We start from the raw sequence: 26557 nt of genomic DNA on the forward strand, positions 1-26557 counted from the left end.
AAGATGCATGGAAAAGTGAGGAAAAGGGGTGGCTATTTATGAGTACGGCAGGTCTATTTTCAATTTTTTTAATCGGGATTGCTTCTAATTTAGATAATGCAGGTGTTGGGATTGCATATGGCATTCGTAAAATTAGAATTTCGTGGTTCAACAATTTTATCATCGCATTTTTTGGGTTTTTATTTACTTTATTAGCTGGATTTTTTGGGAACTGGATTGCGTTATTTATTTCAGAGTTTACAGCAAACCTGATTGGAGCAATCGTTTTAGGGATAATCGGGGTGTTTATTTTGTGCCAGCCTTTCTTGGGGCAAAGAAATACCGTAGGCTCTAAAGATGGTAATGTACTTATGGGAATTTTACGTGATCCAGAAAAAGCAGATTTTGATGGTTCTAAAACAATTAGTTTTTCAGAAGCAATTGTATTAGGGATTGCGTTGTCTATTAATAATATTGCAGGTGGATTTGATGCTGGAGTAACAAACCTGAACCTTTGGCTTACAGCAACTATTTCAGGGGTGTTTAGTTTTATTTGTATTAGTAGTTTTGCGTATGTAGGGAAACGATTTTTAGCAGAATACTTAGGAAAGTGGGCGACAGTTATCGCAGGAGTGTTATTAATTCTTATTGGGATTGATCAGTTGTTGTAAGGAGAGTAGAAAACAAGGTTCGAGTATTTCCTTGGAAATACAGCAAGAGATTGCATATATCGACGTACTTTTCTCCATACTAATACGGATTTCTTTTAAGAAAGGGGGATTTGTATGGGACGCGGGAAAGCATTTGATCATAAGAAAAAAGGGCATGATCATCAACCACCTAAAGGTGCGTTCATTCATAAAGATGTAAATGAACATACTTTGGAAGAGGAAGAGCTACCAGTAAATATTGAGGCGTATAAAAATAGTTTAAAAAAACATTAAAAGCACCTACATAGGTGCTTTTTTACCGTATATCTTCAATTAATTGTTCGGATTCTTCATGCATACTGTACTCACTTAATACTTGAATGCAAAGCCACTTTAATTCCTCAATCGTATGCTCAAGTTCTTCAGGAAGCACATGATAAATGTCTTCAAGTCCCATCCCGAAATGAATAAGTTCAAGTACTTGATCATCGATGTTCCGATCCATTAATAATTCAAGTACTTCTAAATTGAATATGTATCGGTGAGCTTCGTCGAGTGAAACAACTTTTAACTTCAAGCTTTCTACAATACTCAATATAAAAAGAAGGATTGTTTTTTCAAGAACAGGTTGTTTTCCCATTTGAAATATTAGTTTCATCTTTCACACCTCCACATATAGCGCTAGGTTGTACTATATTATTCAGGAGGGGGGAACAAATATGCATGATATAGAGAAACTTTCAGCACTGTTTTTGTAAGAGTATTGATAACTGACAAAAGTGAGGTTTTGGCGAAATAAAAAATCCTGCTAGTATAGCAGGATAACTCGCGATTAAAAAATGCTCCAACCTTCTTGAGCAGAAAGAAGTTCAAGAATTTTAAAACCGGCAATACTATTTCCGTTTGCATCTAAAGCTGGTCCGAAAATACCGATTCCCATGTCTCCTTTTACGCAGCCAAAAATACCACCGGCTACACCACTTTTTGCAGGAATACCAACACGAATTGCAAATTCACCAGATTCGTTATACATACCACATGTGACCATAAATGTTTTGCAAATTTTTGTAATATGTTTAGGGATGATTTGTTTCTTTTTATATGGATCATATCCATCCATTGCAAAAATTAAGCCGATACGTGCTAAATCGATGCAGTTTACTTCAACTGCGCATTGACGAGTATATAAATCCATAAGTTCTTCAATATCACAATCGATAATCCCGTTTTGTTTCATATAATAACAAAGTGAACGGTTTAGATAAGCTGTCTCTAATTCTGAATCGGCAACTTTAGAGGAATAATTAATAGTAGGATTATCTGTTATTTCACGTACAAAGTGAAGAATACGTTCCATTTTTTCCTCGTTATCTTTTCCTGCTAACATGCTTGTAATAGCTAATGCTCCTGCATTTATCATTGGATTAAGGGGTTTGGACGGACTTGTCGTTTCTAACTTAATAATAGAATTAAATGGGTCACCCGTTGGTTCCATTCCAACTTTAGAAAATACATATTCTTCACCACGGTCTAAAAGGGCAAGGGCAAGTGTAATTACTTTGGAAATACTTTGAAGAGTAAATAGTGTTTGTGAGTTGCCTGCATGGATATATTCTGTTTCTTTATGGAAAATGGCAATCCCTAAATCGTCTGGATTTGCATTTCCTAGTTCGGGGATATAAGTAGCAAGTTTTCCTTTTTTTGTATATGGTTTTACTTGTTCTAACAACTGTTGTAAGTTGTTTGTTTCAATGCACTGCATAGTACCAACGCTCCTATTTTGAATTAACTAAGTTTACTTTTCCCGATATGCTCGGAAATAAATAATAACATGAAAAAGTGGAATGATAAAACGAAAGTTCAATGTGCTATAATAGGTCTTTCGTTTCGAGTATTCTGTATTTTAAAAAGGAGAATTTTCCTTTTATATAACAGTTTGGAAATAGGAGATTTATCCATAAAAAGTTCAGAAATAAAAACTACACATCTATACAACTATATGTTATTATGGTTATGTAATAGAAAGCGTTTTCTAAAGCGTACTTATAATGATAACGATTTCATAAATTTAATTAGGGGGAATTAAAATGTTGCAGTTTTTACAACGTATTGGTAAAGCTTTAATGCTTCCGATCGCAGTACTACCAGCAGCAGGATTATTGCTTCGTTTAGGGCAACCAGATGTATTTGATATTCCTGTTATGGCACAGGCCGGCGCAGCAGTTTTTGATAACTTAGCACTTATTTTTGCAATTGGTATTGCAATCGGTCTTTCAGTGGATGGTAGTGGTGCAGCAGGTCTTGCAGGTGCAATTGGTTATCTTGTTATGAAAAATAGTATTGATGCACTTAGCAAAGGGTATTCAACTGCTGAATTACAAGGTAAATTAGGTAAAGTCCAAGATTTAATAGGTAATAGCGCAAATGTAGATCCATCTAAGCTTGCGGATACAATGACACAAGTATCTAAGGCTGCTGAATTATCGACTAAAGTAGATATGAAAGTTTTAGGTGGTATTATTGTTGGTGTTATAGCAGGACTTCTTTATAATAAATTCCATAAGATTAAACTTCCAGAATGGTTAGGTTTCTTTGCTGGAAAACGTTTCGTTCCAATTGTTACATCAGTTGTGATGCTGATATTAGGAATTCTATTTGCACAAATTTGGCCAACAATTCAAAATGGTATTGATGCATTAGCTCATGGAATTGTTAATTTAGGTGCAATTGGTTCAGGATTATTTGGTTTATTAAACCGTTTATTAATCCCAATTGGTTTACACCACGTAATGAACACATACTTCTGGTTTGTATTTGGGGACTTTACAAATGCAGCAGGTAATGTTGTTAATGGTGATATTGCTCGTTTCCTTGCAGGTGACAAAACAGCAGGTATGTTTATGACTGGTTTCTTCCCAGTTATGATGTTCGGTTTACCAGCAGCATGTTTCGCAATGATTGCAGCTGCTAAACCAGAAAAGCGTAAAGCAGTTACTGGTATGTTAGCTGGTCTAGCATTAACTTCATTCTTAACTGGTATTACAGAGCCTATTGAATTCTCATTCATGTTCTTATCACCAGTATTATATGGTATTCATGCTGTACTAACAGGTCTTTCTTTATTCATTACAACATCACTTGGCATTCATGATGGTTTCTCATTTAGTGCCGGTGCAATCGATTATGCTTTAAACTTCGGTATTGCAACAAAACCAGTCTTACTAGCAGGTATCGGTTTAATTTACGCAGCAATTTATTTCATAGTATTCTACTTCTTAATTAAGAAGTTCGATTTAAAAACTCCTGGTCGTGAAGATGACGATGAGTTAGTTGAAGATGGTGATGCACCAGTTGCAGGCTCAATTGGTGAAACTTACGTAGCAGCTTTAGGCGGAAAAGAAAACTTAACAGTTATTGATAACTGTGCAACACGTCTACGCTTACAAGTAAAAGATGCTGGTCAAGTAAATGAAGCAGCATTAAAACGTGCTGGTGCAAAAGGTGTTATGAAATTAAGTAATACTAGTGTACAAGTTATCGTAGGTACAAATGTTGAATCTGTTGCCGATGATATGAAAAAACACGTATAAATAATGAGATAAGAGGATGTCCAAAAAGATTGATAACATCAATTTTTTAGAGGATATCCTCTTTTTTTTGTTAATAATTTAATGGGAATCTTACTTTTGTAAATTTTCTTTTTCTTTTTTGTACATATAGGTTGGTAATATGTGCAGTGCGTGATAAAGTAGGGATGATATAGAATGGATTATCCATAATCTACTAAAACGAATCTTTAGTAGAGGAATTAAATTATTGGTGAGTAAGGGGAAAAAAGCAATTATGGATCAGGAAAAAAATAATGCGAATGGGAAAGCACATCGGCCGATTGTATACATAAAAAGAACAATCATTCTCGTCTTACTATTATCACTTGTATATTTCATGTATACAAAAATTGTTGCGCATAATAAGAAAGAAGAAACTTTAAAAGCGGCAGCAGAAATGAAGAAACAAGAAGAGTTAAAAAAGAAAGAAGAAAAAAAGAAACAAGAAGTACAGAAGCAAAAACAAAAAGAGCAGGAAGAACAAATGAAGCAAGCGCAAGCAGCGGAGAAACCTGCTGAAGGACCACCTCAAGAAATTAATGAAAACGCTCAATTGGACCAGTATTTACAAAACGCAGGATTTAGCGGGACAGCTGTTATTGTGAAGAACGGAAAAGTTCTTTTGAATAAAGGGTACGGTATGGCAAATAAAGAGCAGCAAGTACCGAATAATTCAGAGACGACTTTTTATATTGGTTCTATTTCAAAGGCGTTTGTAGCAACTGCTATTATGCAATTGAAAGATCAAAATAAATTACAAGTAGAAGATACTGTTGCGAAGTATATTCCAGATTTTCCACAAGGTAATAATATTCAGCTAAAACATCTATTAACACATACATCAGGGATTCCCGAATATGAGCAGGGAAAAGAAGATATTTCTCATGAAGAACTGATAAAGCGGATAGGAAATCAAAAGCGTATTGGTGGTCCGGGAGAGAAGTGGAAGTATTCTGATTCGAACTACTCTATACTTGCTTATATTGCAGAGAAGGTAAGTGGGCAGTCACTCGAAGAATATATTAAACAACATATTTTTGCTACTGCGGGTATGAAACATTCTGGCTTTGGCACAGCGTTAGAACAAACAAGATTCCCATCAACGGGTTATAAAATAGTAAATAATAATATGACAACACCTAATATTCCAAGCATGTCACAACTATATGGTTGTGGTGATATATACACAAGTGCGCATGATTTATATTTATTTAACGAAGCACTATTCTCTGGAAAATTAATTTCAAAAGAGAGTTACGATCAAATGTTTACGGGTGGAAAAAAGGATTACGGGTTTGGATGGTACGTAGACCCAGGAAGCTATTCGAATCATGGTGTAATGCCAGGTTGGAATTGCTTAAACGGATTTAGTAAAAATGGTAGTGTATATGTTGTTTTATTATCTAACATTCAAAATAACATTAAATCATTTGGTAAAGTGAATAATGACATTTATTCGATATTGCGGAATATTGAAGTGTAAGAAACTATCCTTTTGGATAGTTTTTTTTATGCTCTGAAACAAATATTTCTTTTAGAAAATGTATGTCTTACCTATCACAAAAATATCCATTTTGTATACATTAAGATGTATGGATGTAAAATTTTATAATCTAAAAATAATAGGAGGAGAAGTGTATGTGTCTGTTCAGAAAATATTGGCATAAATTATCAAGATTGTTTAATAGACAATTAGATTATTTTTTAGATAATAAGTTATTGCCTGCTGTGGAAAGACTTTTATTTTCACAAAACTTCGCGAGATTTATTCAAAGAAACTCTAAGCAAGCTACGGAAGAAGTTATTGAATCAAGTAGATTTCAATCTATTATTTGTAACATTTTAAAAGAATGCAATACATCACCTTTTAAAGAAATTGCAAAGCAGTATTTAGGTAAAAGCGTAGAGATTACGGTGACAGTTGGACAATTAACAGGTGTTATTGTAGCAGTTGGTGATGACTTTTTAACATTGCAAGAAGGAATAGGAACTGAAGTTTTATTACCATTTACAAGTATTATATCAATTAAAGAAGCTTAAGAAAGGAGAGTTATATATGTTATTTACTGATGAATTACGTAACCATGTTGGAGAACTAGTGCAAGTTGTGACAGCTGTAGAAATCATTGTAGGCGTTCTTTTATCTGTGACGGATGGGGCAGTAATTGTTCGTACTTCTCCTTCTTATGGACCACCAGAAGATGTAGTTGTGCGTATTCCTATTATTGCTTATGTTCGCTTGGAAGGGTAAGAGTGATACAAGTATGAGAGTGTCAGTTGTTATTCCAGTGCATAATGAAGCAAGTACTTTATCAAAAGTTTTAGTAGAGGTAAGAAAGCTCGAACCATATGAAGTTATCATAGTAGATAATGGATCTACAGATGGGACGAAGGAAATAGCATTACAGCATAATTGCCGTGTGATTTATTATAGAGATTCTCTTGGTAATGATGTGGGACGGGCAATTGGTGCTAGAGAAGCAAAAGGTGAAATTGTCTTATTTTTAGACGGTGATATCGTCATGAGAAGTGAAGAATTATATCCTTTTATTAAAGGAATACAGCAAGGACATCAAATTGTTTTGAATAACTTAACATGGTCTGTTTATTTAAAAGTACGACCGCATTATACGACGGTTGGAAAATATATGTTAAATCGTTATTTGAACAAGAAAGAGTTTGTTGTAGGATCTTTAATTGCAATACCACATGCGATAAGTCGTAAAGTGATTGAAAAACTGGGGTGGTGGAATTTAGCAGATCCAGCATTATTTCAAGCGATGGCGATGTCTAGAGGAGTAGATATTTCTGATATGGCTTCAGTTGATGTCATCTACACAAATAAAGTTCGACCTGTGCATACTGGTACATCACCTGGCTCTCCTTATCCGAAAGCGACTAGTCGTATTATGGGTGATCATTTGCGAGCTTTACAATACGTAATCGAAACATATGGTAAACGCGGTGGTTTTTCAGAGAACAATAGAGATAGAGAGTTTGTAGGAAAGTATAAACCAGTTTTATTACAAAAGAATAAAGCGAAATATAGTGCCATTATCCCAGTATCAGAAGAGAAAATAACCATAAGGTCTGTTATAAAAGAAGTGAAAGAAGCAGGTGTAGATGAAATTATAGTTGTCGCGAATGGAGCAGATGTTGAGACTGTTAAACAGGCAAAGCTAGAGAATGTTATTGTTGTTGAATTTACGAAGGCGCTTGGACATAATGTAGCACGAGCAATAGGTGCCATGCATGCTACGGCAGATATTTGTTTATTCGTTGATAGTGATCTTGTTATTCCAGCAAAAAAACTCACTCTATTTTTACATGCTGTTGAAGATGGAAATGACGTGGTGTTAAATGATTTACAATGCTTATTAGATATGTTTCATCCAGCAGATCCAATTAGTATGGGAAAATACTTTGTGAATTTGATAGCGAAACGACCAGATTTATGGAATAACTCACTAACTGCTGTACCACATGCCATTCATAAGAAGGTAATAGAGAAAATAGGATATGATTCCCTTATCATTCCGCCATTAGCACAAGTGAAAGCTATTTTAGAAGGATTCCCTATTACAACAGTAGAGTTAGTAGATGTTATAAAAACAAATCGAGTACGTCCAGAGCAACACGAATTTGTAAATGGGCGTATTTCAGCGTTTGATCGTATTTTCGGTGATCAACTTGAAGCGGTTGCGTATTTATTACAATGTACGGACGAACGTGGTGGTTTTACAGATGGAGATAGAGATAGAGATGTAATTCAACAATTGAGAAGGGAAGAAGAGAATACAAATGAATAGTAGTAAAGTAGCTATTATTGGGCTAGGGTATGTTGGCCTTCCTTTAGCAGTCCATTTTGCAGAAAGAGGGCATACAGTACTTGGATTAGATAAAGATATTAGAAAAATAGACTCAATTATAAAAGGAGAAAGTTATATTCCGGATGTTTCTTCTAAAGAGTTACAAAGTTTATTGACGAAAAAAAAATTAACAGTAAATACACCGGATCAAGGCATTGCTGATTTTCAAAATAGTGATTATGTTATTGTCACTGTCCCGACTCCAATTAATGAACAAAGAGAACCAGACTTAAGTGCCCTCATTTCAGCTTCGCATTATATACAACAAAACCTTCAAAAAGGACAAACCTTCATTTTTGAAAGCTCCACATATCCAGGCACACTTGAAGAAGTCATCCTACCTATTATTTCTCAAAATGGTAAAAAGGTAGGGGAAGATTTCTATATCGGATATTCCCCTGAGAGAATTGATCCAGCAAATAGTCAATATTCAGTTCAAGCTATTCCAAAAGTTATTAGTGGACAAACAGAAAAGTGTAAACAAAAGGTACAGGATTTATATAGTACCATTTTTGACGAAGTTGTACCTGTTAGCTCTCCGAAAGTAGCAGAGATGTGCAAGCTATTTGAAAATATTCAGCGCTTAGTTAACATTTCTTTAGTAAATGAACTAAACACACTATGTGAAAGTTTAGGCATTGATTTTTATGAGGCCATTGAAGCGGCATCTACAAAACCATTTGGGTTTACTCCGTATTGGCCAGGGCCAGGGATAGGGGGACACTGTATTCCCGTAGACCCTTTATATTTTCAATGGAGAATAAAAAAGAATGGGGCAATTAGTCAATTAATTGAGGCTGCACATATAATTAATGAAGAAATGCCAGAGAAAATGGTCCGGAAAGTAAAAAGTGTGGTGCAATTACCTGCAACGGTGTTAATTGTAGGGATTGCGTATAAAAAAGATGTAAATGATTTGAGAGAATCACCAGCGTTACCGATTATTCAATTATTAAGAAATCAAGGATACGAGATAGAATATCATGATCCTTATATTTCTTCCGCGGAAATTGGAGATAAGGTGTACCAATCTGTTTCTTTAGATGAAGAAAAAGTTAAAAAAGCGGATTGTATTTTAATTTTAACGGATCATTCTAATATTGATTGGAAGCTTTTTAAAGGAATGGATCGAGTAATAGATACACGCGGGATTGTAAAGAAGGTGAGTAAATGAGTAAGAAATGTTTAATTACAGGTGGGGCCGGATTTATTGGGTCACATTTAGCTGAAGAGTTGATGAGAAGAGGTTATGAGGTCACTGTTGTGGATAACTTTTATAAAGGTAAAAATAAGTACCATAAAGAGTTAATGAAAGAAATCCGTGTTATTCCAATAAGTGTTTTAGATAAAAATTCTATTTATGAATTAGTAGATCAGCATGATGTCGTGTTTCATTTAGCAGCAATTTTAGGTGTGAAAACAACAATGGAAAAAAGTATAGAGCTCATAGAAACGAATTTTGATGGGACGAGAAATATTTTACAAGCAGCGCTAAAAGGAAAGAAGAAAGTAGTTTTTGCTTCTACTTCAGAAGTATATGGTAAGGCCAAGCCGCCTTTCTCTGAAGAGGGAGATCGATTGTACGGGGCAACTTCTAAAATTCGTTGGAGTTATGCGGTTTGTAAAACGTTGGAAGAGACATTATGTTTAGGGTACGCATTAGAAGGTTTACCAGTAACGATTGTTCGATACTTTAATATTTATGGTCCAAGAGCGAAAGATGGTCCATATGCAGGAGTAATCCCGCGATTTATCCGCGCGGCACTGCAAGGAGAAGACATTCTCGTATATGGAGATGGAAAGCAGACACGTTGTTTTACGTATGTAAGTGATGCGGTAGAGGCAACGATTCGGGCAATGGATGAGAAGGTAAATGGTGAGATTATTAATATAGGTTCTGAGAATGAAAAGAGCATAAAAGAAGTAGCAGAAGTAATTAAAAAATTAACGAATTCTTCTTCGAAGATTGTACAAGTGCCTTTTGAAGAAGTATATCCTCATGGTTTTGAAGAAATTCCAAATAGAAGACCAGATGTAACAAAATTAAAAGAGCTTGTTCAATTTCAGGCGAAAGTAACGTGGGAAAACGGATTGAAGGAAACAATTAAGTGGTTTCGTGAACAAAACAATGGCTAAGTCATTATCTGTTATTATTCCTGCATGTAATGAGGTCGATACGATTTCAGACGTTATTCAATCGGTAAGACCATTAAATCCAGTAGAAATCATTGTAGTAGCAAACGGTTGTAATGATGGAACAGAAGATGTTGCAGATCGTTTAGGGTGTAAAGTAATCAAGCATACAGAGCTACTAGGGAACGATGTTGGACGTGCAGTAGGCGCAAAACATGCGATAGGTGATGTATTACTATTTATAGATGGTGATTTTGCTATTCCAACTTCAAAATTAAAATTATTCCTTAATCCGATTTTATACGATCAGGCAGATGTAGTTTTAAATAATTTGGATGCATTATTTTTAAAAAGGCAAAAAACCACTTCTATTACAGTATGGCGCCAAATATTAAATGCAATGTTAGAGCGTGAAGAATTAAAAATGAATTCTTTATTAGATGTACCTCATGCGCTGACGAAAGAAGTCGTTCAAAGCATCGGATATGAATGTTTTGTTAATCCTATTGTGGCTCATTTACGCCTAGTTCAAAGTAAATGGAGAATTAGTCGTCATTGTGCTATTGACGTTATTACGCCGAATAAATTTCGTCCATTCCAGCATGCTGCATATGGGACAAATCTTTCCCAATCTGAAAAAAGAATGATAGGTGATCATATAGAAGCAGTAGCAGAACGGATATTAAGCAGTGATGAGCGCGGAGGATATTATGATGGAAATAGGAAAAGGGATAGTGTCTATCATACTTTAAGTTTTGAAGAGTTTTATCAAGGGTGGGGTGTTACATCTGATTTCTATAAAGGAAAGCAACTATCGGTTGTTATTCCCGTACAAGATGAAGAGAAAACAATTGGAAACGTTATAGAAGAGCTTCGCAAAATTGAACCCTTCGAAATTATCGTTGTCGTAAATGGTTCGTCAGATAAAACGAAAAAAATTGCAAAAGACAAAGGGGCAACGACAATTGTATATAAAGAAGCACTCGGAAATGATGTGGGGCGCTCACTTGGAACGTATTTTGCAAAAGGAGAAATTGTGTTATTTATAGATGGCGATTTTGTTATTCCAGCGAGTGAGCTATATCCTTTTGCGAAAGCTATTGCAGATGGAACAGATGTTGCATTAAATGATCTAAATCATTATTTAGATTTAAGAGTACCGCTTCATCTTGTAACTGCATTTAAATATGCATTAAATTTAGCTTGTGATAGAAAAGATCTAGGCGTAGGCTCTCTTATCGCTGTACCGAATGCGTTTAGCCGTAAGTGTTTGAAAGAAATTGGGTATAGATCTTTACTGGCGCCGTGTGTAGCCCAAGTGAAAGCTATTCTTTCAGGATTTGAAGTTGCATGTGTAAGTCGTGTTGAGGTCGATAAGATGAATCGTATTCGTCCCAGTGAACATTTTGCTAAAATAGGTCATCCACCAGCTGTACTTCGAATTATAGGTGATCATATAGAAGGACTAGATCAAATAATTGCATTAACAGACAATCGTGGCGGATTCTATGATGGCAATAGAAAAAGAGATGTTTTATAGAAGTAACAAAAAAAGTGTACAACATGTGTACACTTTTTTGTTCTGTTATAAAAACTATAACAGATTAGGAGATAAGAGTATTACAGCTCTACAATGGGTATTGTTCTTATATTACAAAATAGGACTCGTATATAAGGATACCAAAAAAATACAATTAAGGAAAGGGTTAATTTTAAAGACTTTTAAATGAAGTTAACACTATATATATAGTAGTTTGCTCAACATTTCACAAACATGTCACAACTATTTCGTTCACTTTCGTAAAAAAGTAGTATTCTAAGTGTGTAAGCTGTTATATAAAAAATCTTAGTCCTGTACTAATCAAAAATGGAGGAGATTAGGATGACTCAAGTATTAGAAAATGTTAAAAACGCATGGGAAAACTTTAAAGGTGAAAAATGGAAAGCAGAGATTGATGTTCGCGATTTCATTTTAAATAATGTAAACGTTTTCGAAGGGGACGAATCTTTCTTAGCAGAAGCAACTGAAGCAACGAAACAACTTTGGGATCAAGTAATGGATTTAACAACGAAAGAACGTGAAAACGGTGGCGTTCTTGATATGGATACAAAAATTGTTTCTTCTATTACATCACATGACCCAGGATACTTAAATAAAGATATTGAAAAAGTAGTCGGTTTCCAAACTGATAAACCATTTAAACGTTCTTTACAACCATATGGTGGTATTCGTATGGCAGAACAAGCTTGTGAATCTTATGGATACGAAATGGATAAAGAACTTAGTCGTATTTTTAGAGAGTGGAGAAAAACTCATAACCAAGGTGTATTTGATGCATACACACCAGAAATGAGAAATGCACGTAAATCAGGTGTTATTACTGGTCTTCCAGATGCATACGGACGTGGACGTATTATCGGTGACTATCGCCGAGTAGCGTTATATGGTATTGATCATTTAATTGAAGCGAAAAAAGCTGATTTGAATTTAACTGGTGGTGTAATGAGCGAAGATACGATGCGTTTACGCGAAGAGTTATCTGAGCAAATGCGTGCACTTCAAGAGTTAAAAGAAATGGCTGCTTCTCATGGCTTCGATATTTCTAAGCCAGCAACAAATGCACAAGAAGCATTCCAATGGTTATACTTCGCATACCTTGCAGCGATTAAAGAACAAAACGGAGCTGCAATGAGTCTTGGACGTACTTCTACATTCTTAGATATTTACATTGAAAGAGATTTAGCAAATGGTACTTTAACAGAAGAAGAAGTACAAGAAATTGTCGATCACTTCATTATGAAATTACGTCTTGTGAAATTCGCAAGAACACCTGATTATAATGAATTATTCTCTGGTGACCCAACTTGGGTAACTGAATCTATCGGTGGTATGGCATTAGATGGTCGTCCATTAGTAACAAAGAACTCATTCCGTTTCTTGCATACATTAGATAATTTAGGACCAGCTCCAGAACCAAACTTAACTGTTCTTTGGTCTAAACAATTACCAGAGAACTTTAAAAACTACTGTGCGAAAATGTCTATTAAAACATCAGCAATTCAATATGAGAATGATGACATTATGCGTCCTGAATACGGCGATGATTACGGTATTGCATGTTGCGTATCTGCAATGAGAATCGGTAAACAAATGCAGTTCTTCGGAGCTCGTGCAAACTTAGCGAAAGCATTATTATATGCGATTAACGGTGGTAAAGATGAAAAGTCAAAAGCACAAGTTGGTCCTGAGTACGCACCAATTACTTCTGAAGTATTAAATTATGAAGAAGTTATGCATAAGTTTGATATGACAATGGAATGGTTAGCGGGTCTATATTTAAACACATTAAATGTTATCCATTACATGCATGATAAATATAGCTATGAACGTATTGAAATGGCACTTCATGATACAAACGTTCTTCGTACAATGGCAACAGGTATCGCTGGTCTATCTGTAGTAGCAGATTCATTAAGTGCAATTAAATACGCAAAAGTAAAACCAATTCGTGATGAAAATGGTATTGCAGTTGACTTCGAGATTGAAGGAGATTTCCCTAAATACGGTAACAATGATGATCGTGTAGATGAGATTGCTGTAAATCTTGTAAAAACATTTATGAATAAACTTCGTAAACATAAAACATACAGAAACTCTGTTCATACAATGTCAATCTTAACAATCACATCTAACGTTGTTTACGGTAAGAAAACTGGTAATACTCCAGATGGCCGCCGTACTGGAGAACCATTTGCACCAGGTGCGAACCCAATGCATGGACGTGATACAAAAGGTGCATTAGCTTCATTATTATCTGTGGCTAAATTACCATATGAAGATGCACAAGATGGTATTTCTAATACGTTCTCTATTATTCCGAAAGCACTTGGTAAAGAAGATGATGTACAAGTACGTAACTTAGTATCAATGCTTGATGGTTATGCAGTAAAAGAAGGGCACCACTTAAATATTAACGTATTTAACCGTGAAACATTAATGGATGCAATGGAACATCCTGAGAAGTATCCACAATTAACAATTCGTGTATCTGGTTATGCTGTAAACTTTATTAAATTAACTCGTGAACAACAAATTGATGTAATTAACCGTACAATGCATGAAAGCATGTAAATGAAAAAAGTGTCCCTTCGCTCTTAATATATAGCGAAGGGAGGCTGTTTCAATAAAGGAGGAAGTAACATGGTAAAAGGAAGAATACATTCTGTAGAGTCTTGTGGTACTGTTGATGGCCCGGGGATTCGTTATGTCATATTTACACAAGGGTGTTTATTACGTTGTCAATATTGTCATAATGCTGATACGTGGGAAATCGGTAAAGGTAAAGAAATAACAGTTGAAGAAGTGATGCAGGATGTGACATGTTACCTTCCATTTATTGAAGCTTCCGGAGGCGGTATAACAGTTAGCGGTGGAGAGCCATTATTACAGCTAGACTTTTTAATTGAGTTGTTTAAAAAGTGTAAAGCGGCTGGTATCCATACAACAATCGACTCTTCTGGTGGTTGTTATTCTGAGGAACCAGAATTCCAAAATAAGCTAGATATTTTAATGGATTATACAGATTTAGTTTTATTGGATCTGAAACATATCGATTCCAAAAAGCATCGTAAATTAACAGGGAAACCAAATGAACATATTTTACAATTTGCTCGTTATTTATCGGATAAGAATAAACCGATTTGGGTACGACACGTATTAGTTCCTGGTGTTACGGATAATGAAGAGGATCTACAAAAACTATCTAGCTTTATTCAAAGTCTGTCTAATGTTCAAAAAGTTGAAGTGTTACCATATCATAAGCTTGGTGTATATAAATGGGAGGCGCTTGGACACAAGTATCCACTCGCAAATGTAGAACCACCTACTGAGAAAAATGTAGAACATGCTAAATATATTTTACAAGCGGTCTAATCCAAATATTGGATTAGGCTTTTTGCTTTCTTTACAATAAAATCTAGAGTATATATTGATAAAAGAGTATACTGAAAGTAGAATATCCATAATTTTGTACGGAATAAATGGAGAAATTTACATAATTGTAAAGGGAAATCAAAATAGTAAAAAGAATTAAGAAGTAAAAGAGTGAGTATCATAGAATAGAGAACATTTGTAAGTTATTGCGAAAGCTCTTATAGGAAAGTATAATGTAAAGATATGAGCACAGATAGGATTAAGGGGTCAATCTTATATGCTTTGCATATCCACGACAGGTACATAGCTGAAAGGGAATTATTAGAATCTGTTTATGTAATTTTTAAGGAAAATGTTTTTCCTATTGTCGTATATGCAATATGGAGAAACAAAAAGCTAGGAGTGGATTTGTTTGATAAAAAACCCCAAGGTTTTAATATTAACTGCACATTACGGTAATGGTCATGTGCAAGTAGCAAAAACATTAGAACAAACATTTCGCCAAAAAGGAATTGAAGATGTTATTGTATGCGACTTGTTTGGAGAATCACATCCATTTATAACTGACATTACAAAATATCTATATTTAAAAAGTTATACAATAGGAAAAGAATTATATCGTTTGTTTTATTACGGGGTAGAAAAAATTTATGATAAGAAAATAGCATCTTGGTATGCGAACTTTGGAAGAAAACGTTTGAAAACACTATTACAGGTGGAGAAACCAGATATTGTAATTAATACATTTCCAATTATCGCTGTACCAGAATTGAAGAAACAAACAGGTATTTCAATTCCTGTCTATAACGTATTAACGGATTTTTGCGTGCACAAAATATGGATTCATCGAGAAGTAGATCGTTATTTTGTTGCAACGGATCATGTGAAAGAATTGATGGTTGATATCGGTGTACCTGCGGAACAAATTGTTGAAACAGGAATTCCAATTCGGAGTAGTTTTGAGTTAAAGGTAAATCCAGAAATCATATATACTAAATATCAGTTATGTAAGAATAAAAAGATTTTACTAATTGTAGCAGGTGCTCATGGGGTATTAGGAAATGTAAAAGAACTATGCCAATCATTTATGTCAGTGCCTAATTTACAAGTAGTTGTCGTTTGTGGGAAAAATGAAGCTTTAAAACAGGATTTATTAAGTTTACAGAAGCAAAATTCCGATGCATTAAAAGTGTTTGGGTATGTTGAAAATATTGATGAATTATTCCGTGTTACTTCTTGTATGATTACGAAGCCAGGCGGAATAACATTAAGTGAAGCAGCAGCGTTGCAAGTACCTGTCATTTTATATAAGCCTGTTCCAGGACAAGAAAATGAAAATGCGATGTACTTTGAAAGAAAGGGAGCAGCAGTTGTCATTCGCGATGATAGTGAGGTTTTTGCAAAAACAGAGGCATTATTACAAGATGATGTGAAGCTTCTTCAAATGAAAGAAGCAATGAAAAGCATCTATCTTCCAGAGCCAGCTGGTCATATTGTAGATGCAATTTTGGCAGAAAATCATGCAGAACCGCGTCATATACCTATTAAATCACCTGCTCTTGCACAATCTTTTACTTAATATGAAACCCTCTTTGTATATGTAAAGAGGGTTCTTTATTATTTTCAAAGAAAATTCAGCCAGTTATCCACAAAAGGATTACGCTTTCATTAAACAGTAAAGTCGGAATATTAACAACTATATCCACATTGTCCACAATTTTTAGAAAAATATCCACAATTAAAACAGCTGATATATGCTTTAATATAGAAAAATATTAAATGTTTTTGAAAATTACTAACAATTCTGTTGGTTTTGTGGATAAAGTTGTCCACAGCAAAAAAGCCCCTTATGTATAAGGGGCTTTTTTGCTTACTTCTATCAATCGAGAAAATTATGTAATGAAAATGAATAATTAGGGGGGAAACTTCTAATTATTCATTTTCACTTTAAATGCTTTTCGAGCGATATCCTGCTGCACGATCTGCTTTTTGAAATTCGCGTTGATAGAGAACTTCTTGTGTACTAGATAATGTGTTTTTTGCTTTATCACGTTTCTTTTTATCCATTACAAATCACCTCGTGTCTTAAAGTTACTATTTATCGTTTCCAAAGACATGAGGGGATATACGCATATGGAAAATGTTAATGATTGATTATCATTTCAGAAAATTTAGATTATGCTTCTTTTAATTGATGAGCATCTTGGAAGGTTGTATCTCGCATTGTAGCAAGTGTGTATTGATCTTTTGGAATTTCATATAAGTTATATACTTCTTCGTTTGCGTTAATTTCATCATATACGGCTTTTCTTGTTTCGTTTGCTAGATTCACATATTGCAGTTTTTCTGCAGCTTTAATAGAACGAATATTTATTTTACGAATACGCATGAAAATTGTTTCAATATCTAATTCATAGAAAAGTTCACTAAAAAATGAATCTTTTGCCAATTTATTATAGCCTTTTCCATGATATGGTTTGCCAAGCCATGTCCCGAGAAATCCAGCTTTTTCTTGCACATCAAATAAAGTAATTGTTCCGATAGGGTTACCCCATTCATCTAAAATTGTGCGTGAAATTAATTCACCACGCTCTTCAGCTTCAATCGTTTGTTTTGTTAAGAATAAATATTCTTCATAAGAATAAGCCTTTTGACGCACAAAAGGGAAGACAGCTGGATCCACCATTAACTCGTATAGAACGTGGCTGTCGTGTAAGTCGCGTTTTTTCAACATACTAACTCCTCCTCACACGAGGGTAGCATGACGAAAAAACACCCCACCCTCGAAATTTTTATATCAATCTTTAAAAAATTTCGGGGTGGGAATCGAACCCACTAGAACCAGTTTCTAACGCTGGTGGCGCACCATTTGCCTTCCCCATTCATCAATTTGAAAATGATAATCACGACACAAATTGATTATGGTTTCATTCAGTTTATAATCGTATAATACTTTATCTAGTCAAAAAAATAAACTAGTTTTTTTTATTTTTTTTGTAAATTATTTTTCCATCAATCATAGTTAGTACAGGCTTGGCTAAATAATGGAAAGGATGATGAGTCCATAACACGAGATCGGCATCTTTTCCAACCTCGATGCTTCCAATTCTATCCTCTAAACGCAAATTTCGCGCTGGGAATATGGTAATTCCTTCTAGTGCTGTTTTCTCGTCTAATCCTTCTCTTACTGCGACAGCGGCACAAATATTTAAATATTGAATGGGTGTATAAGGATGATCTGTTGTTATAGAAACTTCCACACCATTTTTAGATAATATATGGTAAGTATCCCATGTCTTGTTTTTTAGTTCGATTTTAGAACGACGTGTCAGAGTGGGACCAACTGAAACCTTCAAATTATGTTTCGAAAGCTCTTCAACAAGAAAGTGTCCTTCTGTACAATGTTCAATACGTAGATCGAGGTTGAATTCCGTTGCAAAGCGTAGCGCAGAACTAATATCATCTGCTCGGTGAGCGTGGATACGTACGGGTATTTCACGACGTAATGCTTTTAAAATAGGAAGCATTCGAAAATCAGCTTCGTGCCCGTAGTGTTGTGCTTCATAGAATGATTCCCGAAGTAACCCCATAATCCCCATACGTGTAATGGATTCTTTTGTTCCATTACTATGGACTTTTTTAGGATTTTCTCCAAAGGCAATCTTTAAACCAGCAGGTTCTTGAATAATCATATGATCAATACAAGTTCCAGCTGTTTTTATTACACAAGTAGTCCCCCCGATAATATTTTGACTGCCAGGCATAACGTGAACGGTTGTAATTCCGTTTTGTACAGCGTCTTGAAAGGCGATATCCAAAGGGTGGATTCCATCTAAAGAACGAATATGTGGTGTTGAAACTTCAGATGTTTCATTGGCATCATTTCCAGCCCAACCAGTGCCTTCATCATAGAGACCAAGGTGAGTATGGACATCAATAAAGCCAGGTAAGAGATGGAGTGCTCGTGCATCTATAACGGTCATATCTTGAGTAGGTTGAATAAAAGGTTTGACCTCGGTAATTCGCTCTCCTGTAACGAGTACATCGCCTTGAAACTTTTGAGATGTAATAGGGTATACAATGGCTTGTTTGAGCAATATTTTCATAGGTACCTCATTTCTGTTACTTTATAATGCTAATGGAAGTTAAGGGAAAGTAACTGAAAGGTTATTTGTATGGTAATGCTTCGGATCCTAGAAAATGAAAGTTTTGAAAGAGCCCATGTGAAATTGTGTTTTAGAAGTACTACATTGTATGCGAAAGTATATTTTGTAATGCATGGTCTATTGCCGGAAATGTGTATTGGTATCCATGTTCAATTGCCTTAATGGGTAATACACGTTGCCCTTCTAGTACAAGTATGCTCATTTCACCTAATAAAGTTTGAATGATAAATGAAGGTACAGGCAACCAATGAGGCTTGTTCATTATAGTTGCAATGTTTTCTCCAAATTCCTTCATTCTTATGGGTGTTGGTGCTGTCATATTAAGAGGACCATCAATTTCTTTTTTGTGTATGATGAAATCCATCATACGAACGACGTCGTCTATATGAATCCATGATAACCATTGCTTCCCAGAACCAATGGTGCCGCCGATATAGAATTGATAGGGAAGTAGCATTTTTGGAAGAGCTCCTCCATTTGCACCTAATACGACTCCAAATCTTGCGTAGATTGTTCGTATTCCGAGAGAACGTGCTTTAGATGCTTCTTGTTCCCATGAATATACTGTATTTGCTAAAAAGTCATTTCCAGGAGTCTCATGCTGTTCTGTAAAAGACTCTATTTCAGATGTTCCGTAGTATCCAATAGCACTTGCGTTAATAAATGTGTGTGGCTTTGTATGGAGTCCCTGCAATTGTTTAATGAGTCCTTTTGTTGTTTGAATTCTACTGTTTAAAATGGCTTTCTTTTGTTGCTTTGTCCATCTACTATTAATAGACTCTCCGGCTAGATTAATAACTACATCAATAGAAGAGAGGGGGAAGGTTTGTAAATCTGGTGTCCATTGAACATACTGAAGGTTAGGGTCGGAAGTTTCAGTAGTTTTTTTTCGTGTGAGAATGTAAACAGTATATCCTTTTTGAATAAAAAAAGTAGAAAGGGATTTACCGATAAAGCCTGTACCACCAGAAATTGCGATTTTCACAAGTATTTCCTCCTCATTATATATATTCTTGAAAAGAAAAAATGTTCCTCGACTATGTTAAAATAATAGAGAGGTGAGAGTATGGCTGTCATTACAAAAATAGAAGTACAAAAACGATCGAAAGAACGATTTAATATTTATATTGATAAAGGTCAAGGCGAAGAGTACGGATTTAGTGTGGATCAAGTAATCTTAATAAAACATGGATTACAAAAGGGCTTAGAAATTGATGAAATCGAGTTAGGGAATATTTTGTACAATGAAGAAGTACAAAAAGCATATTTACAAGCAATCTCCTATTTATCCTATCAAATGAGAACAAAACAAGAAATAGAAGATTTTTTACGAAAAAAAGAAGTGGGACAGGCCATCATCTCTGAAGTCGTTTCGAAATTATTACATGACCGATATATTAATGATAAAGAGTATGCTGTTTTATATACGCGAACGCAAAGTAATGTGAATCGAAAAGGTCCAACTGTTATTAAAAGAGAGTTATTAAATAAAGGTGTTCAGGATTTAATTATTACACATAGTTTACAAGAATATCCGAAGGAAAAGCAAATTGAGAATGCCTTGTTTCTCATAGAGAAGAAGAAAAAATCTTATCAAAAACATTCTTTTTTACAAATGAAACTAAAGTTAGATGAGATGCTTGTTCGAAAAGGATATTCTAGAGAAGTAATTCAAATTTGTTTGGAAGAATTGAAAGACGAAAAAGATGACGAAAAGCAACAAGAAGCGTTACACTATCATGGGAATAAATATTATGAGAAATATAAGAAGCATGATGGATGGACATTTGAAAACAAGATGAAACAAGCGTTATATCGAAAAGGATTCTCTATTGATGAAATCGAGATATTTTTGCAAATGAAACGCGAAGAGGAATGAGGAGAATAAGATGAATATGCCAAAACGCTACAGTGAAATGACACCGCATGAGCTAAGGGAAGAAATTGGCGCTTTGAAGGAGCAAGCAGTAAAAGCTGAGCAGCTTGGGATTGTCAATGAATTTGATGTATTAATGAGAAAAATGGCAATGGCTCGTGCTTATATGACGGATATAAACAAGTTCCATATTGGTGAAACATATGAATTAGTAGAAGAACCTGGTGTATTATTTAAAATTACGTATTTCAATGGGGTATTTGCTTGGGGATATAAGCAAAATGATAATGAAGAGATTGGCATACCAATTTCCTTATTGCAAGAAAAATAAAAACCAGAGAGCACATATCTCTCTGGTTTTCATCTTTGGTAGGCGTTAAAGGAGATAGGAGATTCTAAAATTGGCGTTTTTTACATTCATTTGCCAATATAATGAGAGACTGGGTTTGTTGCGTCTGTCCGTTAACTTGCGCTTTCGCATGTTTTGGACGAGTCCACGTATGGTTAAATAATTCAGAACGACTATCTAAGCGATCACGGTAGCTCATCTTTATCACCTCGTGTAGGAAGTTAATTTAATTTGTACTACTCTTCCTGCTGATTTGCAGCACGCATACGTTCTTGTGGGTGCGTGTTAATTGTGCCGTTAGGTCGTTTCGAAGCGAAGCGTGATTTCGCTTTCGGTTGACCGTCGATTTTGCTGTTGTTTTTTGACTCAGACCAAAATTCGGCTTGTTTACCCATTGCGAACGCCCTCCTCATTATCGGTTGATACCTTTTTAAGAAGTATCAATTATAGAATGTGCAAAATTGAAGAAACTATCCTTTAGAAATGAAGGGATAAATAGGTAAAAGGAGATTATAATATGAATGATATTTATGAAACATTAACGAAAGAATTATTAGACAAGAATGACAAGCTTTCTTACGCACAAGCTCGTGCGTGGGTTGAGTTACTATGGGAAGATTTTCAAACAACTTATGCAAAATCAGGTCGTTATCAAGGCGATGAAATGACGGAACAAGTGGTACGATCATGGATTAATAATCATGGTGTACGCCTTCATGAAATGCGGACAAATAATCCGAAGTATAGTCATTTAATTAATCAAGAAGATCATTTGAAACATTAAAAAAAGCGACTTAAGTCGCTTTTTTTAATGTGGAAGTAATTCCAGTTTTTTTCGAAGCTTTTCTTCACTAAAGATCCATCCTGTATAGGAATTAATAATATTTAAATTGTGGTCGAGCTGAACGATTGCAACAAATGGATAATAATCTTTACTTCGATATCGTAAATCAATGAATCGTACTTCATAATAATGGTCATGATCAAAAATATCCCAGCGATATACAGGAGAGAAAGATAGGAAGGCTGAGATGTTTTCATCTTGTTTAGCTGCTCGCATAATATTGTTGTCTGGGAACGGTACCCGATCGAACTTGTCATATATCATGATGTTACCACGGTGCCATCTCGCAACGTAGTAATAATCAGCCGTAACGACTGCTAAATGGTAATGATAAAATCGGTAAGAAGGAGAAATGATAATCTTTTCGACATTTTTGAAACGTTTGTGTACAACGCTTCTTATATTTCTGTGCATCATAATCCGTCCGATATAGTAAACAATCATTAATATATATGCCGCTAAAGCTGTATATCCCTTATGAGAACCGACGAGCATGCAAGCAATTGCAAGTATATGGATAAAGAAAATTACGGTATCGAATGTATTAATTATGCCAAGTGCGACCCATTTTTTTGTGAAAGGTCGTAATGCTTGTGTACCATAGGCGTTGAAAATATCTACAAAGACGTGAAGAAAGACGGCAATAAATGACCAAAGTAGTAGATGAAGATATGGAGCTTCTGAAAAGAAGGCGAAAGAGATGCCACTTATAAGGAATGACCAAAGAATTACCGCGGGAATAGAATGAGTAATCCCACGATGATTTCTTATATATTTAGCGTTATTACGCAATTTTAGAACTGTGTCAATGTCAGGAATGTTGGAACCAGCAATTGTAGCAAGCATAACAGCTTGGGGGCCAATATCACTTTGTGCTATGGCTGGATCTAATGTTGCTAAGCTACCTAAAGTGATACCCATAACAAGGTGAGTGGCTGTGTCCATAGAAATCCACCTCCGTTTTTTATTAATGTAACTCTTTTTATTCGATACCTCAAGTCCTTTGCCTTCTATTTCCTATGTCATCTTACTTAAATTTTTTCCTAAAATCTTTATAATAGTACTTATATGCAAAAAAATGAGGGGGATCAAGTTTGACACTTGAAATACTAAACAATTTTAATATAGAGCAGTTTCAAAATGATTTAATTGGTTGGTTTGAAGAAGAACAGCGTGACTTACCGTGGAGAAAGAATAAAGATCCATACCGTGTTTGGGTTTCTGAAATTATGTTGCAGCAAACAAGAGTAGAAGCTGTAAAACCATATTACGCAAATTTTATGGGGAAGTTTCCTACACTTGAAGCGTTAGCGAACGCAGATGATGAAGAAGTATTAAAAGCATGGGAAGGTTTAGGATATTATTCTAGAGCACGTAATTTACATGCGGCAGTAAAAGAGGTAAAAGAAGTATACGGCGGGGTTGTACCAAGTGATGTAAAGAAAATTGAAAAGTTAAAAGGAGTAGGACCATATACAAAAGGTGCTATTTTAAGTATCGCATATGGTATACCAGAGCCGGCAGTTGATGGAAATGTTATGCGTGTATTATCTCGTATTTTATCAGTATGGGATGATATTGCAAAACCAAAGACTCGAAAAGTTTTTGAAGAGATTGTGCGTGAAATTATTTCAGTAGAAAACCCATCTTATTTTAATCAAGGATTGATGGAATTAGGTGCATTGATTTGTATTCCTAAAAATCCATCGTGCTTACTTTGTCCTGTGCGTGAGCATTGCAGAGGATATGCTGAAGGTGTTCAAAAAGAATTACCAGTAAAAAGTAAAGCGAAAGCTCCTAAAATGGTACCTATTGTTGCAGGCGTACTTCAAACTGAAGACGGTCGTTACGTTATTAATAAACGTCCAAGTACAGGTTTGTTAGCTAACATGTGGGAGTTTCCTAATGCTGAACTTGGAGAAGGTATTCGAAATCAGAAGGAACAGCTTATAGATTATATGAAAGAAAAATTTGAGCTCGAGGTTTCTATTGATGAATACGCAATGAATGTACAACATACGTTTACACATCGTACTTGGGATATATTTGTATTTTACGGAAAAGTAACCGGTAATATTGTTGATACAGATACATTAAAATTTGTATCGAAAGAGGTATTTGAGCAATTACCTTTCTCAAAATCACACCGTACTATTTATGAAAATTGTGTGGAGAAAATTACAATGCAATAAATAAAAAAGTGTTCCCAATCTAGGGAACACTTTTTTAATCGTAAGAAATTTTTGTCCCATGAGTCCAACTAGCTTCACCTTCTTGTAAGCCGCCTCTTGATTCAATTTCTACTACAATTTCTTTGTAAATACTCTGCCCTTCTACATTTAAATAAGGCAGAACCTGTTGTAGTGAGTGATGAAAATAAGCTAATTCATCTTCTTTCCATTCATTTTTTGAAATCATCGTTAGTTCAGTCATATCGCGTCCTATATACATATTTCCACCTCCATTTCTTATAGTTTGAATAAGTAACAAAAGATATATGCGGAAATTATTCAAAAGAAAATTACGGATAGCTTCTAAGTGAATTGGTTACATTATTGATTGTGGAGGTGAGAAAGATGAGTAAAAAACAACAAGGTTATAACAAGGCAACTTCTGGTGCTAGCATTCAAAGTACAAATGCTAGTTATGGTACAGAATTTGCAACTGAAACAAATGTACAAGCAGTAAAACAAGCAAACGCACAATCAGAAGCAAAGAAAGCACAAGCTTCTGGTGCACAAAGTGCAAACGCTAGTTATGGTACAGAATTTGCTACTGAAACAGACGTGCATGCTGTGAAAAAACAAAATGCTAAGTCAGCTGCAAAACAATCACAATCTTCTAGCTCAAATCAGTAATGAAAGAAAAACACTTCTCTAATTCGGGAGAAGTGTTTTCTTTTTGCGTGGATCGTTGTAAGGAAAAGAAAGCGAACGACATAACTTCTAATAAGTCAACAAATGTAGTCAAAGGAGAAGGAAGTTAACAATTAGAATTATATAATTAGGAATAATAACTGATGAATAAGTCCAAAAGGGGGTAAGTAATGAACGATTTTGATAAGTTGGTAGGGGAGCAATTAGAAACGATGGATGAATTGTTAAAGTTACAAGCACATCTAGAGAAGTATCAACAAATTGAAATGAATGAAAAAGATACGTGCGATAAAAAAGAACTGCATTTTATCCGCCAGGAAATATATAGAACAGAAGTAGCGTTGAAGATGTTACATGAGAAATTTGAAGAGCAAACGAATAGTGTAATTCAATCTTTTGCAACTGAAAAAATGATTTCAAATTTAGGATAAGATATATTGTTATCTTTAGGTGAAAAGTCCTTCTTTGTATGGAAATAGAGAAGGGCTTTTTCTATTACATGTCCTCGCTTATAAATAATACAGTACAATCCTTTTATCTCCTAAGAAGCGGTGGGGCATAGTATTCAACGATAAACCTCCTACATATTCAGTTTGAAAAATAGAGTCTTATCCCTTTAGTTTTAAAATTTCGACAAAAAAGTTATAATAGAAAAAAAGTGAATGCCGTTCAAAGGGCATTTGCAGTTGAAAGAAGGGAGCATATATGGGATTTCCCAAAGAAGGAGAAAAAGTACAAATACATAGTTATAAACATAATGGCTCCATTCATAGAATGTGGGAAGAAACAACAATTTTAAAAGGGACACAGAGTCTTGTAATCGGAGCGAATGATCGTACAGTAGTTACAGAATCGGATGGCCGAACATGGATTACTCGTGAACCAGCAATTTGCTATTTTCATGCCAACTATTGGTTTAATGTGATTGGGATGCTTAGGGAAGATGGCGTATATTATTATTGTAATTTAAGCTCACCTTTTGCGTATGATCCTGAAGCATTAAAGTATATTGATTATGATTTAGATATTAAAGTATATCCAGATATGACATATACGCTTCTAGATGAAGATGAGTATGAAAAACATAGTGAAATTATGCAGTATCCACCTGTTATTGATACAATTTTAAAACGAAATGTAGCACATTTAACACAGTGGATTCATCAAAGAAAAGGTCCATTTGCACCAGATTTCGTAGATATGTGGTATGAACGATATTTAATGTACAGAAATTAAAACAAACCTGCAGGGGGCTTCCCGGCAGGTTTGTCCTA

31 protein-coding genes and 1 pseudogene are annotated in these 26557 nt (G+C 35.0%); 22 read left to right on the plus strand and 10 right to left on the minus strand.

Annotated elements, in window-relative coordinates; translation table 11 throughout:
• The first annotated feature begins 38 nt into the window (after positions 1–38).
• Together ytaF and ACS2QP_RS23085 are read left to right on the plus strand one after the other, a co-directional pair.
• Positions 39–650, plus strand: coding sequence for a sporulation membrane protein YtaF (ytaF, locus tag ACS2QP_RS23080; RefSeq protein WP_000100726.1), 612 nt, complete (start codon positions 39–41; stop codon positions 648–650).
• 114 nt (positions 651–764) lie between these two features.
• A complete protein-coding gene (locus ACS2QP_RS23085) occupies positions 765–923 on the plus strand; it encodes a hypothetical protein (protein ID WP_000532409.1) in 159 nt (52 codons plus the stop codon).
• 22 nt (positions 924–945) lie between these two features.
• On the opposite strand, the gene ACS2QP_RS23090 is transcribed toward ACS2QP_RS23085, so the two are convergent.
• Complete coding sequence (locus ACS2QP_RS23090) at positions 946–1287, minus strand: DUF3969 family protein (protein WP_000766604.1); 342 nt, start codon at positions 1285–1287, stop codon at positions 946–948.
• A 174-nt stretch (positions 1288–1461) separates the two neighbouring features.
• Positions 1462–2391 carry a glutaminase A gene (glsA, locus tag ACS2QP_RS23095; RefSeq protein WP_001149850.1) on the minus strand — a complete coding sequence of 310 codons (930 nt, stop codon included), beginning with the start codon at positions 2389–2391 and terminating at the stop codon, positions 1462–1464.
• Between the two features lie 69 nt (positions 2392–2460).
• Between glsA and ACS2QP_RS23100 the strand changes: the two are divergent.
• From ACS2QP_RS23100 to ACS2QP_RS23160, 13 genes and pseudogenes are all read left to right on the plus strand, one after another.
• Positions 2461–2575 (plus strand): annotated as a pseudogene (locus tag ACS2QP_RS23100) (transcriptional regulator).
• A gap of 141 nt (positions 2576–2716) precedes the next feature.
• Complete coding sequence (gene nagE, locus ACS2QP_RS23105) at positions 2717–4219, plus strand: N-acetylglucosamine-specific PTS transporter subunit IIBC (protein ID WP_000938900.1); 1503 nt, start codon at positions 2717–2719, stop codon at positions 4217–4219.
• Between the two features lie 253 nt (positions 4220–4472).
• Entirely contained in the window at positions 4473–5720 is a 1248-nt protein-coding gene (locus ACS2QP_RS23110) for a serine hydrolase domain-containing protein (protein ID WP_033691709.1), read from the plus strand.
• A gap of 155 nt (positions 5721–5875) precedes the next feature.
• Positions 5876–6277, plus strand: a complete 402-nt coding sequence (locus ACS2QP_RS23115) for a hypothetical protein (RefSeq protein ID WP_000335532.1) — start codon at positions 5876–5878, stop codon at positions 6275–6277.
• Between the two features lie 16 nt (positions 6278–6293).
• Complete coding sequence (locus ACS2QP_RS23120) at positions 6294–6488, plus strand: hypothetical protein (RefSeq protein WP_000899470.1); 195 nt, start codon at positions 6294–6296, stop codon at positions 6486–6488.
• Positions 6489–6501: 13 nt separating this feature from the next.
• On the plus strand, positions 6502–8046 hold the full coding sequence (locus tag ACS2QP_RS23125; protein ID WP_438882898.1) for a glycosyltransferase family 2 protein: 1545 nt from the start codon (positions 6502–6504) through the stop codon (positions 8044–8046).
• Entirely contained in the window at positions 8039–9280 is a 1242-nt protein-coding gene (locus ACS2QP_RS23130; protein WP_001088925.1) for a nucleotide sugar dehydrogenase, read from the plus strand. The genes ACS2QP_RS23125 and ACS2QP_RS23130 overlap by 8 nt, the downstream gene beginning before the upstream one ends.
• On the plus strand, positions 9277–10242 hold the full coding sequence (locus ACS2QP_RS23135; RefSeq protein WP_000037017.1) for an NAD-dependent epimerase/dehydratase family protein: 966 nt from the start codon (positions 9277–9279) through the stop codon (positions 10240–10242). The genes ACS2QP_RS23130 and ACS2QP_RS23135 overlap by 4 nt, the downstream gene beginning before the upstream one ends.
• The gene (locus ACS2QP_RS23140; RefSeq protein ID WP_013141734.1) at positions 10235–11779 is read left to right on the plus strand and encodes a glycosyltransferase family 2 protein; all 1545 of its coding nucleotides are present in this window, start codon (positions 10235–10237) and stop codon (positions 11777–11779) included. The genes ACS2QP_RS23135 and ACS2QP_RS23140 overlap by 8 nt, the downstream gene beginning before the upstream one ends.
• A complete protein-coding gene (locus ACS2QP_RS23145; RefSeq protein ID WP_002094217.1) occupies positions 11748–11969 on the plus strand; it encodes a hypothetical protein in 222 nt (73 codons plus the stop codon). The genes ACS2QP_RS23140 and ACS2QP_RS23145 overlap by 32 nt, the downstream gene beginning before the upstream one ends.
• A 152-nt stretch (positions 11970–12121) precedes the next feature.
• The gene (gene pflB, locus ACS2QP_RS23150) at positions 12122–14371 is read left to right on the plus strand and encodes a formate C-acetyltransferase (RefSeq protein ID WP_000195471.1); all 2250 of its coding nucleotides are present in this window, start codon (positions 12122–12124) and stop codon (positions 14369–14371) included.
• 69 nt (positions 14372–14440) lie between these two features.
• Positions 14441–15172 (plus strand): pyruvate formate-lyase-activating protein, encoded by a 732-nt coding sequence (pflA, locus tag ACS2QP_RS23155; RefSeq protein WP_000238458.1) that lies wholly within the window; start codon positions 14441–14443, stop codon positions 15170–15172.
• A 412-nt stretch (positions 15173–15584) separates the two neighbouring features.
• Positions 15585–16751: a diglucosyl diacylglycerol synthase gene (locus ACS2QP_RS23160; RefSeq protein WP_000594691.1), complete on the plus strand. Its 1167-nt coding sequence runs from the start codon at positions 15585–15587 to the stop codon at positions 16749–16751.
• Between the two features lie 368 nt (positions 16752–17119).
• Here the strand turns inward: ACS2QP_RS23160 and ACS2QP_RS23165 are convergent, their stop codons facing one another.
• The 4 genes from ACS2QP_RS23165 to ACS2QP_RS23180 form a co-directional block, all read right to left on the minus strand.
• Complete coding sequence (locus ACS2QP_RS23165) at positions 17120–17239, minus strand: YfhE family protein (RefSeq protein WP_000358482.1); 120 nt, start codon at positions 17237–17239, stop codon at positions 17120–17122.
• Between the two features lie 109 nt (positions 17240–17348).
• Positions 17349–17906, minus strand: coding sequence for a GNAT family N-acetyltransferase (locus ACS2QP_RS23170; protein ID WP_000914737.1), 558 nt, complete (start codon positions 17904–17906; stop codon positions 17349–17351).
• A gap of 241 nt (positions 17907–18147) precedes the next feature.
• A complete protein-coding gene (locus tag ACS2QP_RS23175; RefSeq protein WP_000698319.1) occupies positions 18148–19278 on the minus strand; it encodes an amidohydrolase in 1131 nt (376 codons plus the stop codon).
• 139 nt (positions 19279–19417) lie between these two features.
• Positions 19418–20323 carry a TIGR01777 family oxidoreductase gene (locus ACS2QP_RS23180; RefSeq protein ID WP_000684382.1) on the minus strand — a complete coding sequence of 302 codons (906 nt, stop codon included), beginning with the start codon at positions 20321–20323 and terminating at the stop codon, positions 19418–19420.
• 81 nt (positions 20324–20404) lie between these two features.
• Here ACS2QP_RS23180 and recX point away from each other — a divergent pair, with 81 nt between their 5' ends.
• Both recX and ACS2QP_RS23190 read left to right on the plus strand, forming a co-directional pair.
• Positions 20405–21217, plus strand: coding sequence for a recombination regulator RecX (gene recX / locus ACS2QP_RS23185; protein WP_000268502.1), 813 nt, complete (start codon positions 20405–20407; stop codon positions 21215–21217).
• Between the two features lie 10 nt (positions 21218–21227).
• A complete protein-coding gene (locus tag ACS2QP_RS23190) occupies positions 21228–21545 on the plus strand; it encodes a YfhH family protein (RefSeq protein ID WP_001057020.1) in 318 nt (105 codons plus the stop codon).
• Positions 21546–21609: 64 nt separating this feature from the next.
• Here the strand turns inward: ACS2QP_RS23190 and ACS2QP_RS23195 are convergent, their stop codons facing one another.
• Both ACS2QP_RS23195 and ACS2QP_RS23200 read right to left on the minus strand, forming a co-directional pair.
• The gene (locus ACS2QP_RS23195) at positions 21610–21762 is read right to left on the minus strand and encodes a YpzG family protein (protein ID WP_000122093.1); all 153 of its coding nucleotides are present in this window, start codon (positions 21760–21762) and stop codon (positions 21610–21612) included.
• Between the two features lie 37 nt (positions 21763–21799).
• Positions 21800–21958: a small, acid-soluble spore protein K gene (locus tag ACS2QP_RS23200; protein ID WP_000517891.1), complete on the minus strand. Its 159-nt coding sequence runs from the start codon at positions 21956–21958 to the stop codon at positions 21800–21802.
• 122 nt (positions 21959–22080) lie between these two features.
• Here ACS2QP_RS23200 and ACS2QP_RS23205 point away from each other — a divergent pair, with 122 nt between their 5' ends.
• Positions 22081–22347 carry a YfhJ family protein gene (locus ACS2QP_RS23205; protein WP_000998166.1) on the plus strand — a complete coding sequence of 89 codons (267 nt, stop codon included), beginning with the start codon at positions 22081–22083 and terminating at the stop codon, positions 22345–22347.
• Between the two features lie 24 nt (positions 22348–22371).
• On the opposite strand, the gene ACS2QP_RS23210 is transcribed toward ACS2QP_RS23205, so the two are convergent.
• A complete protein-coding gene (locus ACS2QP_RS23210) occupies positions 22372–23352 on the minus strand; it encodes a metal-dependent hydrolase (RefSeq protein ID WP_000379111.1) in 981 nt (326 codons plus the stop codon).
• A gap of 149 nt (positions 23353–23501) precedes the next feature.
• Between ACS2QP_RS23210 and mutY the strand changes: the two genes are divergently transcribed.
• A complete protein-coding gene (gene mutY, locus ACS2QP_RS23215; RefSeq protein ID WP_000171397.1) occupies positions 23502–24599 on the plus strand; it encodes an A/G-specific adenine glycosylase in 1098 nt (365 codons plus the stop codon).
• A 34-nt stretch (positions 24600–24633) separates the two neighbouring features.
• Here the strand turns inward: mutY and ACS2QP_RS23220 are convergent, their stop codons facing one another.
• Complete coding sequence (locus ACS2QP_RS23220; protein WP_000275436.1) at positions 24634–24858, minus strand: hypothetical protein; 225 nt, start codon at positions 24856–24858, stop codon at positions 24634–24636.
• 125 nt (positions 24859–24983) lie between these two features.
• On the opposite strand from ACS2QP_RS23220, the gene ACS2QP_RS23225 reads away from it, so the two are divergent.
• The 3 genes from ACS2QP_RS23225 to ntdP all read left to right on the plus strand — a co-directional run bounded on the left by ACS2QP_RS23225 (position 24984) and on the right by ntdP (position 26519).
• Positions 24984–25265 (plus strand): gamma-type small acid-soluble spore protein, encoded by a 282-nt coding sequence (locus ACS2QP_RS23225; protein ID WP_000039035.1) that lies wholly within the window; start codon positions 24984–24986, stop codon positions 25263–25265.
• Between the two features lie 188 nt (positions 25266–25453).
• Complete coding sequence (locus ACS2QP_RS23230) at positions 25454–25714, plus strand: YgaB family protein (protein WP_000997575.1); 261 nt, start codon at positions 25454–25456, stop codon at positions 25712–25714.
• 274 nt (positions 25715–25988) lie between these two features.
• Positions 25989–26519: a nucleoside tri-diphosphate phosphatase gene (ntdP, locus tag ACS2QP_RS23235; protein WP_000506622.1), complete on the plus strand. Its 531-nt coding sequence runs from the start codon at positions 25989–25991 to the stop codon at positions 26517–26519.
• Positions 26520–26557 lie beyond the last annotated feature (38 nt).

This window comes from Bacillus cereus group sp. Bce019, from assembly GCF_051781745.1.
GTDB lineage: Bacteria > Bacillota > Bacilli > Bacillales > Bacillaceae_G > Bacillus_A > Bacillus_A cereus.

Excerpts from the sequence above, each read along its gene's own strand:
- ACS2QP_RS23135 (WP_000037017.1), top strand. The coding sequence starts at position 9,277 with ATGAGTAAGAAATGTTTAATTACAGGTGGGGCCGGATTTATTGGGTCA.
- ACS2QP_RS23230 (WP_000997575.1), top strand. The coding sequence starts at position 25,454 with ATGAACGATTTTGATAAGTTGGTAGGGGAGCAATTAGAAACGATGGAT.
- pflB (WP_000195471.1), top strand. The coding sequence starts at position 12,122 with ATGACTCAAGTATTAGAAAATGTTAAAAACGCATGGGAAAACTTTAAA.
- pflA (WP_000238458.1), top strand. The coding sequence starts at position 14,441 with ATGGTAAAAGGAAGAATACATTCTGTAGAGTCTTGTGGTACTGTTGAT.
- ACS2QP_RS23115 (WP_000335532.1), top strand. The coding sequence starts at position 5,876 with ATGTGTCTGTTCAGAAAATATTGGCATAAATTATCAAGATTGTTTAAT.
- ACS2QP_RS23210 (WP_000379111.1), bottom strand. The coding sequence starts at position 23,352 with ATGGACACAGCCACTCACCTTGTTATGGGTATCACTTTAGGTAGCTTA.
- ACS2QP_RS23170 (WP_000914737.1), bottom strand. The coding sequence starts at position 17,906 with ATGTTGAAAAAACGCGACTTACACGACAGCCACGTTCTATACGAGTTA.
- ACS2QP_RS23120 (WP_000899470.1), top strand. The coding sequence starts at position 6,294 with ATGTTATTTACTGATGAATTACGTAACCATGTTGGAGAACTAGTGCAA.
- ACS2QP_RS23200 (WP_000517891.1), bottom strand. The coding sequence starts at position 21,958 with ATGGGTAAACAAGCCGAATTTTGGTCTGAGTCAAAAAACAACAGCAAA.
- ACS2QP_RS23220 (WP_000275436.1), bottom strand. The coding sequence starts at position 24,858 with ATGTATATAGGACGCGATATGACTGAACTAACGATGATTTCAAAAAAT.
- ACS2QP_RS23165 (WP_000358482.1), bottom strand. The coding sequence starts at position 17,239 with ATGGATAAAAAGAAACGTGATAAAGCAAAAAACACATTATCTAGTACA.
- ACS2QP_RS23110 (WP_033691709.1), top strand. The coding sequence starts at position 4,473 with ATGGATCAGGAAAAAAATAATGCGAATGGGAAAGCACATCGGCCGATT.
- ACS2QP_RS23225 (WP_000039035.1), top strand. The coding sequence starts at position 24,984 with ATGAGTAAAAAACAACAAGGTTATAACAAGGCAACTTCTGGTGCTAGC.
- ACS2QP_RS23195 (WP_000122093.1), bottom strand. The coding sequence starts at position 21,762 with ATGAGCTACCGTGATCGCTTAGATAGTCGTTCTGAATTATTTAACCAT.
- ACS2QP_RS23085 (WP_000532409.1), top strand. The coding sequence starts at position 765 with ATGGGACGCGGGAAAGCATTTGATCATAAGAAAAAAGGGCATGATCAT.
- ACS2QP_RS23140 (WP_013141734.1), top strand. The coding sequence starts at position 10,235 with ATGGCTAAGTCATTATCTGTTATTATTCCTGCATGTAATGAGGTCGAT.
- nagE (WP_000938900.1), top strand. The coding sequence starts at position 2,717 with ATGTTGCAGTTTTTACAACGTATTGGTAAAGCTTTAATGCTTCCGATC.
- ACS2QP_RS23145 (WP_002094217.1), top strand. The coding sequence starts at position 11,748 with ATGATGGCAATAGAAAAAGAGATGTTTTATAGAAGTAACAAAAAAAGT.
- ACS2QP_RS23090 (WP_000766604.1), bottom strand. The coding sequence starts at position 1,287 with ATGAAACTAATATTTCAAATGGGAAAACAACCTGTTCTTGAAAAAACA.
- ACS2QP_RS23125 (WP_438882898.1), top strand. The coding sequence starts at position 6,502 with ATGAGAGTGTCAGTTGTTATTCCAGTGCATAATGAAGCAAGTACTTTA.
- ACS2QP_RS23190 (WP_001057020.1), top strand. The coding sequence starts at position 21,228 with ATGAATATGCCAAAACGCTACAGTGAAATGACACCGCATGAGCTAAGG.
- ACS2QP_RS23175 (WP_000698319.1), bottom strand. The coding sequence starts at position 19,278 with ATGAAAATATTGCTCAAACAAGCCATTGTATACCCTATTACATCTCAA.
- glsA (WP_001149850.1), bottom strand. The coding sequence starts at position 2,391 with ATGCAGTGCATTGAAACAAACAACTTACAACAGTTGTTAGAACAAGTA.
- recX (WP_000268502.1), top strand. The coding sequence starts at position 20,405 with ATGGCTGTCATTACAAAAATAGAAGTACAAAAACGATCGAAAGAACGA.
- ytaF (WP_000100726.1), top strand. The coding sequence starts at position 39 with ATGAGTACGGCAGGTCTATTTTCAATTTTTTTAATCGGGATTGCTTCT.
- ACS2QP_RS23205 (WP_000998166.1), top strand. The coding sequence starts at position 22,081 with ATGAATGATATTTATGAAACATTAACGAAAGAATTATTAGACAAGAAT.
- ACS2QP_RS23130 (WP_001088925.1), top strand. The coding sequence starts at position 8,039 with ATGAATAGTAGTAAAGTAGCTATTATTGGGCTAGGGTATGTTGGCCTT.
- ntdP (WP_000506622.1), top strand. The coding sequence starts at position 25,989 with ATGGGATTTCCCAAAGAAGGAGAAAAAGTACAAATACATAGTTATAAA.